The organism is Endozoicomonas sp. ALB091 (genome assembly GCF_049310265.1).
Classification (GTDB): domain Bacteria; phylum Pseudomonadota; class Gammaproteobacteria; order Pseudomonadales; family Endozoicomonadaceae; genus Endozoicomonas.
This window is the reverse complement of sequence record NZ_JBLYNQ010000007.1, coordinates 1-14,715: the sequence shown is the minus strand read 5'-3', so window position 1 is coordinate 14,715 and position 14,715 is coordinate 1. Positions and strand designations below refer to the sequence as shown.

The following is a 14,715-nucleotide window of genomic DNA, read 5'->3' as shown; positions in this document are numbered from 1 at the left end:
TGGCCCTGGCAGATGATTTAGGTGCAAATATCTGGGTCATTTTTGCGAGTTATTACCTGCTTTGCAGAAAAAACGCGTACAAAACTGACTTTATGATGCCTGTGGAGAAGATGTACATGAAGGTGACATTGGGTGAACTGAAAACCGGTGAATGTGGCCGGGTAACCGCTTTTGCGGATGCTGGCAGTGCTTACCGGCGGAAATTGCTGGCAATGGGCCTGACGCCCGGAACCCGGTTCACGGTTTGTCGTGTTGCGCCATTGGGGGACCCAATCCAGTTGGAAGTCAGGGGCTTTCAATTATCGATTCGAAAGGATGAAGCCGCTGTTGTAGAGGTTTCCAGAACATGAAAAAACACGTTGTTGCAATTGTCGGAAATCCTAACTGTGGTAAGACAACGCTGTTTAACGCGCTGACCGGTGCCCGGCAGCGGGTTGGTAACTGGCCAGGCGTTACTGTGGAAAAACGCAGTGGTTTTTATACCTTTGCTGATAACGCCATAGAAGTGGTTGATCTGCCAGGAACCTACTGTCTTGATGTGGTTGACAGTGACGTTTCTCTTGATGAAAAAGTGGCGCGGGATTATATCCTGAAGCGTGAAGCTGATTTAATTATCAATATTCTTGATGCTTCAAATATCGAAAGAAATCTGTACCTGACCACTCAACTGCTGGATATGGGTGCTCCGGTCATCGTTGTGCTCAATATGATGGACGTTGCCAGGGAAAAGGGCATGGACATTGATATTGACAAGCTGGCTGAGGAACTCGGCTGTCCGGTGCTGTCCCTGGTTGCCAGCAAGTCAGGCAATATCAAAGCCTTTTTACAAAATATTAATGATTTTCTGAATAATGGTATCTCCGTAGCCCCACCATTGAACCTTGGTGAACAGCTGGAACAGGCCATTGCCGTTATTGAAGCGACTCTTGAAGCGTCTGTGAATCTTGATAGTCCGCTGTCCCGACGCTGGTATGCCCTGAAGTTACTGGAAGGTGACACTGTGCCTCTGCCGGAACTGACCTGGCAGGTGGTCAATGAGGCTACCCGGCAGCGTCATATCATTGAGGCTGCCCTTGAGGAAGAGCTGGATATTATTCTGGCCAGTCGACGTTACGATGTGGTTGGTCAGCTTATGGAGTCAGTGATTCGTGAGCGGGGCGTGGTCAGTCACCGGCTGAGTGAATCCATTGATCGTGTGGTACTGAACCGGGTGCTTGGGTTCCCCATTTTCCTGGGTGTCATGTATCTGATGTTCATGTTCACCATTAACTTCGGCAGTGCCTTTATCGACTTTTTCGATATCTTTACCGGGACTCTGCTGGTGGACGGACTGGGCCACTGGCTGAACTCGGTTGGTGCTCCCGCCTGGGCAGTGACGTTACTGGCGGACGGTGTGGGTGGTGGTATCCAGACAGTGTCGACATTTATCCCGGTGATTGCTTTCCTGTTTCTGTTTCTTTCCATACTGGAAGACTCGGGATACATGGCCAGGGCTGCTTTTGTCATTGACCGACTCATGCGCTTTCTGGGGCTTCCGGGCAAAGCCTTTGTTCCCATGCTGGTGGGCTTTGGCTGCAACGTGCCTGCGATTATGGCAGCACGGACACTGGACAATGAAAAGGACCGGCTATTGACCATCTCCATGGCTCCCTTTATGTCCTGCGGTGCCCGATTGCCGGTGTACGCGCTGTTTGCCGCTGCCTTTTTCCCGGAGTCCGGCCAGAATGTGGTGTTTATTTTGTATCTGGTGGGTATCCTGGCGGCAATATTTACCGGGTTGATTCTCAAGCAGAGCATCCTTAGTGGCGACAGTTCGCCGTTTATTATGGAGTTGCCCAATTACCATTTGCCATCGGTGACTCAGGTCATGTTACGCACCTGGGATCGTCTCAAGGCTTTTATCCTGCGTGCAGGCAAAGCGATTGTGATGGTGGTGGTCGTGCTGAACACCCTGAATGCTATTGGTACCGATGGCTCTTTCGGTCACCAGAACACTCAGAGCTCCATGCTCAGCAAGATTGGCCAAACCATTACCCCGATATTTTCCCCCATGGGCATGACGGAAGAAAACTGGCCAGCGGCTGTGGGACTGTTTACAGGTATTCTGGCGAAAGAAGCCGTTGTGGGTACGCTTGACTCAATGTACGGTGCTATTGCCGCGTCTGAAAACGCTGACACCGAGAGTGAAACGACGTTTGACCTGTTGGCAGGCTTGCAGGAAGCCGTTGCCACTATTCCAGCCAATCTGAGTGGTTTAAGTGGCACACTGGCAGATCCTCTGGGTGTCGAAGTTGGCGATCTGACCGATCTGGAGGCGGTTGCCGAAGAGCAGGCAGTCAAGGTCAGCACGTTCTCTGTTATGGCTGGCCTGTTCCCCAGTCATGCTGCAGTCATTGCCTACTTATTGATGATCCTTCTTTATACTCCCTGCGTAGCAGCATTGGGTGCTATTTACCGGGAAACCACCCTGGGCTGGACGCTGTTCATTTCCGGATGGACTTTCTTCCTTGGCTATGCGGTTGCCACTATTTATTACCAGTTGTCCCTGGTATCTGTGCAGCCTGGCGAAACGCTACTTTGGGTGGTATCGATCATGCTGATGATGTTTATTGTGGTTACCTTGATGAAACGCATGGGAGCCTCAGTACTGCAAGGGCGGATGGATGTCAGCCCGCAATGACATCGTAAACGCAAAGCGTGGCCAAAAGCACCCTCAGTGCTTTTGGCCATTAACCGGAACCTGACAGGCGCTGACCATGCTGATCAAAATCCGCGATTATTTGAAACTGCAGAAAGTGTGCTCTCTGGCTGACCTCAGTGTGAAATTCAATACCACACCTGAGGCCATGAGAGGGATGCTCTCACACTGGCTAAGGAAAGGTCAGTTGAGCTGTGAACAGCCGGGTTGCTTTGTGGCCTGCAAAAAGGGGTGTGTTTCCTGTGACCCTGCCGAGTTGGAGATCTATCGCTGGCAGGGGAAGTCTCAACATATTCCATTGAGTCTCATCGGCTGACGGACTTTCACAGCATATTTGCTGTTCTGCATAAAAAACCTCTTTACCCCTGAGCTCCTTTACCATTACATCATCATGATATAGCTGGCGTTTTTTACATAACGCTTGCCTGCTTCTTTGCCATTTTAATAGTCAAACAGATGTTTAATTATTATTACCCGGTAACATGATGGAACTTTCGAAACAAACGATAGTCCAAATAACAAAATCCACAGATTTTTCAGTTTTCTGAAAAGTTTCTTATGGAGTAGGAAATAGACTATGAATATTGACGCTATACACGGAGCTCCCCCTGGGAATCAATTAGTTCCACCTGTTGTAAAGACCGGGCATGTATTTGGAATGACAGTTGCTGAGGAGGTTGGAGTCTCCCTTGAATTAGAAAATATAGATGAGGGTGAGCTTGATTCTATTCTTTTTGAAGGATCTGTGAAATCAGATACTGCTGATGAAGGTTTTGTTATGGTGGCAGGAAAAGGTACGCTTCTGACGCTGCGGGATAAAAACCCTAAAGTGTTTGCTGGATTATACAGTGCCACCCCCGTTCCTGAACCATCAGAGAGTGTCTTTTCAAGAGTATGTACCCTTGTAACTGATTTTATTTCTGCCTATCTGAACACAGGCAAAGATTAATTGATTAAGTCCTTTAAGATGAAGCTGGCTGAACTTGATAAAGAAAAACAGGTGTCTGGTAAAGATCGTTGGCCTTAAGCGTCTTTACCGGCACTCTGCCTGATAAACTGAAGGTGTGGGTAAGTAACCAGCAACCAGGTGGCATTTGAGGAATCAATTCTCTTTCAACACGTTCCATCGCTCCGGGATACAAATAGCAAACAACAAGGCCGACGTTACCAGGGGCTGCCTGGAAGAAATCCGCTCTTATAACATCGATCCCGTACCTTGCCTCAGTAAACAGGGCTGGAACCGGAGAACGTTCCCAGGCCTCAATTTTTTTGTCAGGGTATTTTTCTCTTAAAATGGGAATCAGGTGTCCCCAGCCACAACCAAGTTCCATAACATGACCGGACACGTCATCTGGAAGGATATCTCTGATCGCCGCCCTGACTTTTCGCGAGGTGGGAGTAGGGCCAATGCCCAGGCGCAGGGTCCAGAAGAGAACAGAGCCGGTGATCAGACCGGCTGCCACCAGAAACGCGGTGGTCATTATTAATGAGTTCAATTATGCGTTAATCTTCAACACGTTCCCAGGTTTGCGAACGGCCAATCAGCGCGAACCCGATATAACCACGGACTTCCAGTTTACTGCCATCTTCCAGCACTTTCATGTTAGCGCTGTAGACTTTCCCGGATTCAGGATCGACGATTTTTCCATCATCATATTTGCTGCCTTGCTTTTTCATGCCCCAGAGTATGGTCATGCCCTGAACTTTCTGATCCTTGAGCTCGCCCTGGCACTGGTCACAAATGCTGTCCTGTTTGGCAGGGTCAAGAATCTGTGTCACTTTGCCAGACAGTTTGCCATTCTCCTCGAAGATTGTGACATAACTTTTTGCTTTACCCGTGCTGTCATCAATGGTTTTCCATAGCCCCAGGGGCGAAGCCGCCAGGCTGAACGAGGACAGGCAGAGGGACAACAATCCAGCGCCCAGGGCGCGTTTTCTCGGGAACATGCGAGGGAGTCTCCAAAACCCCGGAATTTTCCGGCGTTTATTGTAATCATTCCATTGTGGTGTCATTCAGGTAGAACAGTTTGCCCCGGACACTTCTGCGAAATTCAGAAGGCGTGAGCTGGTAGCGACGTTTGAACAATCTGGAAAAATAATCAGCGTCGGCATATCCCACCTGCTGGGCAATTTCGGCAATGCCCAGGTTGGTATTCTTTAATAGATCGCTGGCCTGATCAAGCCTGATTTTGCGGACATACTCCATTGGCGGGGAACCGGTGGCCTGTTGAAAGCGACGATTCAGTGTCCGGGCATTCAAGCCCGACAGTCTGCCAAGGGCAGCCAGAGAGATTTCACTGGCGAAGTGATGGTGGATAAAGTCCTGCAGGGAGACGATCACTTCATCCTGGTGGGTTGTGGCATGATCTTCAGCAAAATAAGTGTCTTTGAAGGGCTTTCTGATTTCATGGGAAAACTGCTGTTCAACCTTTTGGGCGATGGACTCGCCAAACGCTACGCCAATCATGTGCACCATCAGGTCAGCGACCGAATTGACACTGCCAGCGCAATAAATACGACCTGCCCGGGTGATCAGGTGATTGGGTTTGAACTCAATATCCGGGAAAAAACGTTGCAGTTTTTCCATGTAAAACCAGTGGGTTGTGGCTGGTTTTTGATCCAGAAGCCCGGTTTCTGCCATAAACGCCACCCCGGTACCAGCTGCGGCAAATACGGCACCGGCATCGTGTTGGTGTTTTAACCATGCAATGATTTCCGGGTGTTTCCTGACCACCGGAATCGGGTTGCGCCAGAGCGCAGGAACCAGAATCAGATCACCATAGCCACTCTGTTTAAAGGTTCTGTCCGGTGTCAGTCTCAGGCCGCCAGTGGTGGTGATGGGGGCGGGCGTACTGGCACAGAAATGAACTTCAATACTTTTTTTATTGGCTGACAGTCGGGTGTAGGTCATTGCCGCTTCCAGCATCTCAAGGGGTAATGTCACACTGGTACTGATCATATGCTCCACCATAGGGATCAGTACCCGGTTTAACTGGATTGGGGGGGATTGTTGGAACATTGGCGTAAAACTGCTCAGTGATGTGTCTTTTTTGTCCGTATTCGTGTCTTTTTCATCCAGTTAAGTTTATCACGAAATCATTAAACTAGTGCCAACTTCATTTAATTCTTAATTTGCATTCATAACAACCTGATCGCTACTCAGAGTGGCGCATCATTCAGTTGTTATACAGGAGTGTGGTTTGTCCAGATTACCCGTTATTGTTGCTCAAGGTGGGGTCAGCCCAGCTGGAAGAACCTCTGGTTTTCATGGCTACCGTCGTTTGGTGCTGGAATGCCTGAGTGACCGGTCGCAGCACGAAACCCTTGCTGCGCTTCGCACGCTGAGAAATCTGCCACAAGACAGCAGTCGGGAAGATATTCTGTCGGGAACATTGATTCGCCGGCTGGAAAACAACCTGTTTAATCCGCAAGCCATTCCTTTTCATCAGGCCATTCAGGCGGAGTCCGGATCGGAAATTATTCTGAAGGGCCGTCGTTTACCCAATCCACTGCCGGATGGCTGGCAGTTAGAAAAACTGGAAGATGGCCAGATCAAGGTGAAAATCGAAGTCGGCCAGCCGTTAATGATTCCTTCCATCCGTGAATCACTGGTCAATGCCGCGGGTCAGCTGCCCAGCGGGTTTGCCCCGGAAAAGCTGTACCAGTCCCGGAACCACCCCAGGTCACTGACAATGACGGTGTTCGGTGCATCCGATGCGATTTATTCTTCCGGTATGGACTGGCCTGCGGTCAAGCAGAAGCTAAGCCCTGAACAGGTTGCGGTCTATTCCGGCAGTGCCATGAGCCAGCTGGATTTTAACGGCAATGGCGGTTTGCTTCAGTCCCGTTTGCTGGGAAAGCGGGTCACTTCCAAACAGTGTCCACTGGGTTTTGCCGAGATGTCGGCGGATTTTATCAATGCCTATATCCTTGGCTCTCTGGGTGGCACGGGTACCAGTATGGGAGCCTGTGCCACCATGCTTTACAACCTGGAACAGGCCGCTGCTGACATTCGCAGTGGCCGTCGTCGTCTGGTGATTGTGGGCAACAGTGAAGCGCCAATTACCCCGGAAGTCATGGAAGGTTATTCCACCATGGGGGCTTTGACCACGGATGCAGCACTGCGGAAACTGGATGGTTTGTCGGATTCTGACCATCCGGACTGGCGCAGAGCCTGTCGCCCATTTGCCGACAATGCCGGTTTCACCATTGCCGAATCCAGCCAGTTTCTGGTGTTGATGGATGACGAACTGGCCCTTGAATGTGGTGCACAGATCCTGGGATCGGTGGCGGATGTCTTTATTAATGCGGATGGTTTCAAGAAGTCTATTTCTGCCCCGGGAGCCGGTAATCATTTGACCGTGGCCCGGGCTGCCGCCCTGGGCAGAGCCATTGCTGGCGAAGACGCCCTTCGTTACCGGAGCTTTGTTCAGGCCCATGGCACAGGAACGCCGCAGAACCGGGTGACCGAGTCACAGATTCTCAGTGAAACCGCAAAAGTGTTTGGTATGGAAAGCTGGCCGGTGGCTGCGGTTAAAAGTTACCTTGGTCATTCCATCGGCGCAGCGGGTGGTGATCAGATTATGGCGACACTCGGCGTCTGGAAGCATGGATTTATTCCCGGTATCAGAACGATCAATGGCCTGGCTGAAGACGTCTACTCGGAAAAACTCAATATTCTGCTGAATCACCTGGAAACCGGAGCTGATCAGATGGATCTTGCCCTGATTAATGCCAAGGGTTTTGGTGGCAACAATGCCACAGCCCTGCTGCTCAGCCCGGAAATAACCCGAAAAATGCTCAAAGCCCGCCATGGCGATAAGGCCATGACGCAGTGGCAACAGAAAAATGAGACAGTCACCCAGCAGCAGCATGACTATGAACAGCGCTGCCAGAGCGGTGAAGCAAACCCCATTTATCAGTTTGGTGAGGGTGTGCTGGACGGTTCTGACCTGACGTTTTCGGAAAAACAGGTAAATGTTCCGGGCTATGGAAAGGCGCTAGATCTGGAGATGGAAAACCCGTTCTGGCAGTTTAATCGATAACATCCTGGGGGCTGCCCTCAGTGATTCGCTCATTTCTGTGAAGTTGCGAGACAACGCAATCTATTCGTTTTAAAGTGCTTGCAAACCTATCAATTCAGCGGCCTACAGGTGAGCCACTATGTTTAAGCACTTATTACTGATTCTGCTGTTGTCTGGGTTCGTGATAACCCGGGCATCAGGTGAATCTTTACCAGGCAGATTGAACGTTGAGCAACCACAGTCAACGGTAGTGACGCTCTACAGTGATAAAGCCCTGGTCAGCCAGAGGTTCGATACCCGACCCGATGGGCAGGGCAGCCTGAAGATTGCCGGTCTGCCGATCAACCGGCTTGATGGCAGTCTGAATCTTGAATACGTCGATGGTGATACCGTTTACCGGCCTGATGACGTTTTCTGGCATCAGGGCGGCCTGGATCGCGATAATTACTATCGGAATCAGCTTGGCAAAAACGTTGAATTGTTTGGTGGCGGTCTTAACGTTGCCATTCAGGGAAAACTGGTCAGCTACCAGCAGGGAATCGGGCTGGTGGAAGGCAACAATGGCCGTCAGTATTTGATTGATTATCATGATCCCCAGGGGTTGAGGATACTGTCACTGGCCGCTTCGGAGACTCAGGGAGAAAATCTCCAGTACGTAAAGGCGGATTTTGGCCAGCAGCCGGTGAGTGGTTCCCTGAAGCTCTCGTATATTACGCCTCAATTAAGCTATGACAGCCATTATCGGTTAACGCTTTTATCCCACAACCAGGGACGTCTGGAATTAAAAACGCTGCTAACCAACAGTGCCAATATCAACTTCGATCAGGCAACCATTCGCCTTGTGGCCGGTGGTGAAGGAGGCGTTGCCGAGTTTTACCAAAAGAACCGGATGCTTAAAGCCTCGGCGATGGCAGAAACCGTTGACTACGGGGAGCGTGTCGGTGAAGTGTTGCTGACCACCTTACCAAAGGACACCGTTCTTCCCGCCAATAGCAGACAGCTGGTGGATCTTTTCTCAGAACCACTGCATCTTGAAAAGCTGTATACCCTTGACGTATATGGCCGCTCCACCGGTGGCAGAACGGCCACGGTTGAACGACCCAGGCTGACCTGGAAATTTGCGGCCCCCCTGGATCTCCCACCTGCACAGGTTCGTCTGTATGAACAGGATCCGGAGGGTGGCTATATCATCAGTGGTCACTCATGGTTACCCAAAACTACCTCAGGAGATAGTGCCTGGTTGACCATGGGAGAAGCGCTGGCCGTTCGTGTTGAGCGTAACCGTCTTGATCTTGAACAGAAGAGTGATAAAGAGCTGGTGGTAAAATGGCAGGCAACGGTCTCTAATGACCAGCAAGACAGTATTACGCTGTTGTTAAGAGAGCGTGACAGCAACCTGATAAAGTTCGACAGTGTCAGGGGAGCCACGCTGGAAAAGCCGGATCAGCTTCGTGTTGAGGTGGCTGCCGGTACCCGCAAAACCATACATTATACGACTAAATACCGTCGTTGATGACAGGAGGTTGGTTTGCGCTATTCATCCATTGTTGTTCTGACCGGTGCGGGTATCTCCGCCGAGTCTGGAATCAGAACATTCCGGGCCAGTGACGGGCTCTGGGGGAATCATCCTGTTGACGATGTGGCAACCCCTGAAGGCTATGCCAGAAACCCCGCACTGGTACAACGCTTTTACAACGACCGAAGGCGGCAGCTGAAGTCAGTCAAACCAAACCGTGCTCACCAGGTACTTGCCGCGTTTGAACGTCATTTCTCCGGAAGTTTTCTTCTGGTGACGCAAAATGTTGATGATCTCCATGAGCGGGCAGGGAGCAACCGGCTGATTCACATGCATGGTGAGTTATTGAAAGTTCACTGCCAGGAGACAGGGCAGGTTTTTTATTGGGATCAGGATGTTACCGTCGACACTCCCTGTGAATGCTGCGGTGTTGCCGGTAATCTTCGCCCACATATTGTCTGGTTTGGTGAGATGCCTTTACGGATGGATGAGATTTATCAGGCACTGTCCGTCTGTGATCTCTTTGTTTCCATTGGTACGTCGGGAAACGTCTATCCCGCTGCCGGGTTCTTTCAGGAGGCGGCTGCTGCAGGAGCAAAGACGGTTGAATTGAACCTTGAGCCGGGCAATCACGGCTCTTTTTTTGATGAACAGTATTACGGTGCAGCTACCAAAGTGGTTGACCGTTTCTTCAGTTCGCTGTTGTGATATGGGTTTGGGAAACTTAATGCAGAAAAATTGGTCTGATGCAGAAATATATTTCTGCTTGAGAACCAGAAAATGTTACCTGACAATGTTGCTAATCTCTCTCTTGCTGAACTATCGACATATCGGCATAGACAGGATCCCGGGCTTGTGCAAGAACAAGCCCGTGAGGCGCGAGAAGCGCCTGCCTTTTTTAAATATCAAAGAGTTCTGGAAGCTGAAGATGTAGATACTCTTAAAACTTATATAATAAATTCAGGTGAGTCTGAAATAACCGGAACTGAATCACTGCAAGAATTATCAGCAAGAGTAATCAGAAGGGCATTACTTGATGTGTCAATGATTTCAATCGACGCCAAGAGCCTGGGGCTTCCTGTTTCATGTCACCGACAAATACAACCGAGCTTATTATCTGGTCATCATGGTAAGTTAGTTGATGATAAATTAAAAAGTCTATTACGTCTGTTTAGACCATTTCATAAAGAACCAGGCATAAATTTATCTTATATTGAATTCCTTTTTTATATTCGTTCACTTAGTCGGGAAATCTATGAAGATGATCCTATTGAGAATTTTTTCAGGGAGGTTGTATTTATGGGCCATACGGAAGCAGCAAAATGGGCGTTGAAGGCAGGTGGGCCGAAAGTTGAGAAAATAATTCCGGAAGTCCGCAGTGAAGCTGCTAAGTCAGCGGATTTTACTGTCGCACAGACGCTGTTAAAGCTAGGCATCAGCACGTTTACTCAAGAGGAAAAAGATCACTGTCTGAGACGTTCGATGGCTGTGGAGACTCCTGCTGAGAATATCAAAGCCTGGATTGAATTCGGTGGCCGAATAGACGACAAGTTTCTGGATGATAAGTTAAGGTACGCTGCAGAAAATAATCTTTTCCAGGTTGGGGAATACGATAAGGTATTGGCGCGGTTTTATCCTGAGGACAAACTTAACCAAAATTTAATGGCGGCAGTATCTGACGAGGATCTGACCCAGGCAAAACAATGGCAGCTGTTGGGAGGGAAAGCAGCCACATCAGAAATTGAAGAGCGTATTGAACACCATTACAAGAACAATCCATTACGGATACTGTCGTACAGGTGTTAATGGTTGTGCTACCTGTAAGTTGTATATCTGAGCTCGGCGGCACTCTTAGGGAAAACATTAAGCGCTTACTCCCAGCTTCGGGAGGTTGAAGACGAAGCCACGAAGAACACAAAGAAGAGATTTTCTTTTCCTTCGTGTTCTTTGCCGTGAAAGAAAATTGCCACGGAAGCACAGAGACACGGAGGAGAGAAAAAAGCTTTTCCTCTGTGTCTCCGTGACTCTGTGGCTAAAGCTTCCATGACAGAGGGTGAGAAACCATCGTCATGAAAATTTGTGTACTTCATGTTTCCATGTTTATTTTTTCGGACATTTTGTACAAATTATTAATGAATTCATATGAGAACATACCTTTACTAATACAATAGCGAATCAATGGGGTAATCGGTTTTAAATTTTGACAGAATTTGGTTACGATTGCATAACCATTTTTACATTCATAAGCTGAACTTGGTGTAGCTACATGCATGAGAGGCAACGCATCTTTGCATGATTGAAGCTTTTTCCCGAATAGCTCACCATCAAATGCAAAAGAAATTTTCCTTTCTATCTCATCTGATACAAAATAACCCTTAGGCGTATAAAGTTTTTTTTCCCAGAGATCCCATCTCCAATTATCGGGGTTGTCAGGATTTTTTGAAGCGGTACTGATCCTCGAATCTTGCGGTGCTGACAATGAATAATGCTTTATCAAATAATCACTCAATGGTTGGACAACTTGTTTGGGTGTGCAGCCTAATTCTAAAGCGGCATTTTCAATACCATCATCAGCCGTTTTGATAATTTTTGTTACAAAATCATTAAATTTCCCCTGATCCTCTTCACTTATTGCAGTTGCATAAGAGTTGAAATCTGGTGATTGTGGCAGGCGATAACTTCCTGGTGGGTTCAGCATTGAAAGACCTTCCTCGCTAATTAGAAGTAGATGTTAAGTAGCTAACCATATGAAATCATATATTTCTGACTACTTGTTCAGGCACTCTGCTTCGTTACAACTCCGGTCACATAGCTACGGCTATGCTCCCTCCGTTGTGCCTCGCATAGCACCTGCCCAAGTAGCCAGAAATATATGATTCCATATGGCCAGCTACTTAACATTCGAATGGTGAAGAGTAATGAATCATTCAGAAACTCTTACTGATACACTCTTACCTAATCGGACTGTTTGACACGAAAATCGTTCCCTCTTTAAAAAATTATTTATCCAGCAAGATAGCCCATTGCCTCTTCCAGGCCATTAATGGTCAGCGGGAACATTTTGCCTTCCATCTGCTCATCAATCAGTCGTGTTGATGAGGTATATTGCCAGGCATGTTCCGGGGAGGGGTTCAGCCATGCGACCCGGTCAAAGTGCGCTTTCAGCCGTGACATCCAGACCTGACCGGCCTCTTCATTGAAATGTTCGACACTGCCGCCGGGTGAGGTAATTTCATAGGGAGACATAGCGGCGTCGCCCACAAAAATCACCCGGTAATCCTTGCCGTAGCGGTGAATCACATCCCAGAGGCTGATGCGCTCCTGCTGGCGACGACGGTTATCCTGCCAGACACTTTCATAGAGATAGTTATGGAAGTAATAGAACTCAAGGTGTTTAAACTCGGTTCGGCAGCAGGCAAACAACTCCTCACACAGGCGAACGTAATCGTCCATTGAGCCGCCAATATCCATGAACAGCAGCACTTTCACGGCATTATGGCGTTCAGGCACCATCTTGATATCCAGCATACCCTTGCTGGCGGTTGAGCGGACGGTATCGTCAAGATCCAGCTGGTCTGCTGCCCCCTGGCGGGCAAAGCGGCGTAATCGGCGCAGTGCCATTTTCATATTGCGGCTGCCGAGTTGCTCGTTATCATCCAGGTTTTTAAACTCCCGCTTATCCCAGACTTTGGTGGCTTTACGGTGTCTGGATTGATCCTGACCAATCCGAATGCCGGAAGGGTTATAGCCATAAGCGCCAAACGGTGAGGTTCCGCCGGTGCCAATCCATTTATTACCGCCCTGGTGACGACTTTTCTGTTCCTCCATTCTCTGTCGGAATGTATCGAGTAATTCCTGGAGGTTTTTCATGCCCTGGATGTTTGCCTTGTCATCATCGGACAACTGTCGGATAAACGCCTGCCTTAACCATTCTTCAGGTATCAGTGCTTCCAGTATGTCATCCATGGCGTCAAGGTCGTTGAAAAAAGCCTGGCAGGCTTTATCAAACTTGTCGTAATGCCTTTCATCCTTGACCAGAATGGTTCGCGCTAACTGGTAAAAGCCTTCCTGATCGGCGTAGATCAGTTTTGCATCCAGTGCTGCCAGCAGGTCGAGATATTCCCGGGTGGTGGCAGGTACACCAAATGCCCGGACGGTTGCAAAAAAATTGGTCAGCATGGTGAGTCCTCAGGCCGGTTAACCGCGTCGGCTCATAAAGGCCAGCCGTTCCAGCAGATGGACATCCTGCTCATTTTTCACCAGCGCTCCATGCAGCGGGGGAATGGCACTTCTGGTATCATGGTTTTGAAGAATATCTGCCGGGATATCGTCGGAATTGAGCAGTTTCAGCCAGTCGATCAGCTCGGAAGTCGAGGGCTTCTTCTTGAGACCGGGGATCTCCCTGAGTTCGAAAAATACCTGAAGGGCCTCATCGACCAGTTTTTTCTGCAGGTCAGGAAAGTGTACCCGGACAATTTCCCTCATGGTTTCTGCATCAGGAAAGCTGATGTAATGAAAGAAGCAGCGTCTTAAAAACGCATCGGGCAGCTCTTTCTCGTTGTTACTGGTGATAATGACTATAGGGCGTTGTCGGGCTTTTATCTGTTGTTGGGTCTCGTAAACATTGAACTCCATCTTGTCCAGCTCTTGCAGCAGGTCATTGGGGAATTCAATATCTGCCTTGTCTATCTCATCGATCAGCAAAACCGACTGCTGGTCTGACTCAAAGGCTTCCCAGAGTTTGCCTTTGACAATGTAATTGCTGATATCGTGCACCCGCTCATCACCCAGTTGAGAGTCTCGAAGGCGGGATACCGCATCGTATTCGTAGAGCCCCTGCTGGGCCTTGGTGGTGGATTTGATATGCCATTGCAGCAGCTCTTTGCCCAGGGAGCGGGCCACCTGTTCTGCCAGCATGGTTTTGCCGGTGCCGGGTTCTCCTTTAATAAGGAGAGGGCGTTGTAACGTTACAGCAGCATTGACGGCCATTTTCAGGTCATCGGTAGCGATATACTGGTCGGTACTTTCAAAGCTCATAAGGCAGTTATCTTCTTTTTATTCGGAAATACGCAATACAACAGACGTGTTTCTCTTATTTATCGTGCATCAGGTTGTGGGTAAGGGTAACGCAAAAGGGAGGAGGATGGATAGTCATCGGCTGTTGTCAGGGGGGATCTTTTCAGTTGATGAATGCAAACAGTAATACCATCCTGGATGGCAGGTATTGAAAAGTTGGAAGCCCGCCTTCCCAGCAATGTGAAAACGGTTCTTGAGTCATGATGGAAGGGAAGAGGTTATTGGCCTTATTTTCTCTTCTTTTTTCTACTTTTTGGTTTACCTGTTTGCTTTACTGAATGTCCTTCGTTAGTTAAGTCACAGTGATCTTGCCATCCTTTATCGGCAGTAACATATCGCTCACCTGCCCCCCGCGTTTGAGTAAGTGATACAGAGCCATGCTGCTGTGCCAGGATGTCTAC

At 48.9% G+C, this 14,715-nt stretch carries 14 protein-coding genes; 8 read left to right on the top strand and 6 right to left on the bottom strand.

Annotation, left to right across the window (positions count from 1 at the left end):
• The first annotated feature begins 116 nt into the window (after positions 1–116).
• From ACO6UX_RS12345 to ACO6UX_RS12330, 4 genes are all read left to right on the top strand, one after another.
• Positions 117–350 (top strand): FeoA family protein, encoded by a 234-nt coding sequence (locus ACO6UX_RS12345; protein WP_101747532.1) that lies wholly within the window; start codon positions 117–119, stop codon positions 348–350.
• Complete coding sequence (feoB, locus tag ACO6UX_RS12340; protein ID WP_422447989.1) at positions 347–2,680, top strand: Fe(2+) transporter permease subunit FeoB; 2,334 nt, start codon at positions 347–349, stop codon at positions 2,678–2,680. Before ACO6UX_RS12345 ends, feoB begins: the two co-directional genes overlap by 4 nt.
• 76 nt (positions 2,681–2,756) lie before the next feature.
• Positions 2,757–3,014, top strand: a complete 258-nt coding sequence (locus ACO6UX_RS12335) for a FeoC-like transcriptional regulator (protein ID WP_422447987.1) — start codon at positions 2,757–2,759, stop codon at positions 3,012–3,014.
• A 261-nt stretch (positions 3,015–3,275) separates the two neighbouring features.
• Entirely contained in the window at positions 3,276–3,647 is a 372-nt protein-coding gene (locus ACO6UX_RS12330; protein WP_422447985.1) for a hypothetical protein, read from the top strand.
• A 13-nt stretch (positions 3,648–3,660) separates the two neighbouring features.
• Here ACO6UX_RS12330 and ACO6UX_RS12325 read toward each other — a convergent pair whose 3' ends face one another.
• From ACO6UX_RS12325 to ACO6UX_RS12315, 3 genes are read right to left on the bottom strand one after another with little or no spacing between them, the layout of a single operon-like run.
• Positions 3,661–4,179 (bottom strand): hypothetical protein, encoded by a 519-nt coding sequence (locus tag ACO6UX_RS12325; RefSeq protein ID WP_422447983.1) that lies wholly within the window; start codon positions 4,177–4,179, stop codon positions 3,661–3,663.
• A gap of 22 nt (positions 4,180–4,201) precedes the next feature.
• The gene (locus ACO6UX_RS12320; protein ID WP_422447981.1) at positions 4,202–4,645 is read right to left on the bottom strand and encodes a DUF2147 domain-containing protein; all 444 of its coding nucleotides are present in this window, start codon (positions 4,643–4,645) and stop codon (positions 4,202–4,204) included.
• A 46-nt stretch (positions 4,646–4,691) separates the two neighbouring features.
• Positions 4,692–5,717 (bottom strand): GlxA family transcriptional regulator, encoded by a 1,026-nt coding sequence (locus ACO6UX_RS12315; protein WP_422447979.1) that lies wholly within the window; start codon positions 5,715–5,717, stop codon positions 4,692–4,694.
• Between the two features lie 181 nt (positions 5,718–5,898).
• Between ACO6UX_RS12315 and ACO6UX_RS12310 the strand changes: the two genes are divergently transcribed.
• The 4 genes from ACO6UX_RS12310 (at position 5,899) to ACO6UX_RS12295 (ending at position 11,044) form a co-directional block, all read left to right on the top strand.
• The gene (locus ACO6UX_RS12310; protein ID WP_422447977.1) at positions 5,899–7,743 is read left to right on the top strand and encodes a beta-ketoacyl synthase; all 1,845 of its coding nucleotides are present in this window, start codon (positions 5,899–5,901) and stop codon (positions 7,741–7,743) included.
• Between the two features lie 118 nt (positions 7,744–7,861).
• Positions 7,862–9,235, top strand: coding sequence for a hypothetical protein (locus ACO6UX_RS12305; RefSeq protein WP_422447975.1), 1,374 nt, complete (start codon positions 7,862–7,864; stop codon positions 9,233–9,235).
• A 15-nt stretch (positions 9,236–9,250) separates the two neighbouring features.
• Positions 9,251–9,946, top strand: a complete 696-nt coding sequence (gene cobB / locus ACO6UX_RS12300) for a Sir2 family NAD+-dependent deacetylase (protein WP_422447973.1) — start codon at positions 9,251–9,253, stop codon at positions 9,944–9,946.
• Positions 9,947–10,093: 147 nt separating this feature from the next.
• The gene (locus ACO6UX_RS12295; protein WP_422447971.1) at positions 10,094–11,044 is read left to right on the top strand and encodes a hypothetical protein; all 951 of its coding nucleotides are present in this window, start codon (positions 10,094–10,096) and stop codon (positions 11,042–11,044) included.
• Positions 11,045–11,324: 280 nt separating this feature from the next.
• Here the strand turns inward: ACO6UX_RS12295 and ACO6UX_RS12290 are convergent, their stop codons facing one another.
• The 3 genes from ACO6UX_RS12290 to ACO6UX_RS12280 all read right to left on the bottom strand — a co-directional run bounded on the left by ACO6UX_RS12290 (position 11,325) and on the right by ACO6UX_RS12280 (position 14,275).
• Complete coding sequence (locus ACO6UX_RS12290) at positions 11,325–11,936, bottom strand: hypothetical protein (protein ID WP_422447969.1); 612 nt, start codon at positions 11,934–11,936, stop codon at positions 11,325–11,327.
• Positions 11,937–12,241: 305 nt separating this feature from the next.
• Positions 12,242–13,417 (bottom strand): vWA domain-containing protein, encoded by a 1,176-nt coding sequence (locus tag ACO6UX_RS12285; protein ID WP_422447967.1) that lies wholly within the window; start codon positions 13,415–13,417, stop codon positions 12,242–12,244.
• 18 nt (positions 13,418–13,435) lie between these two features.
• A complete protein-coding gene (locus tag ACO6UX_RS12280; protein ID WP_422447965.1) occupies positions 13,436–14,275 on the bottom strand; it encodes an AAA family ATPase in 840 nt (279 codons plus the stop codon).
• Positions 14,276–14,715 lie beyond the last annotated feature (440 nt).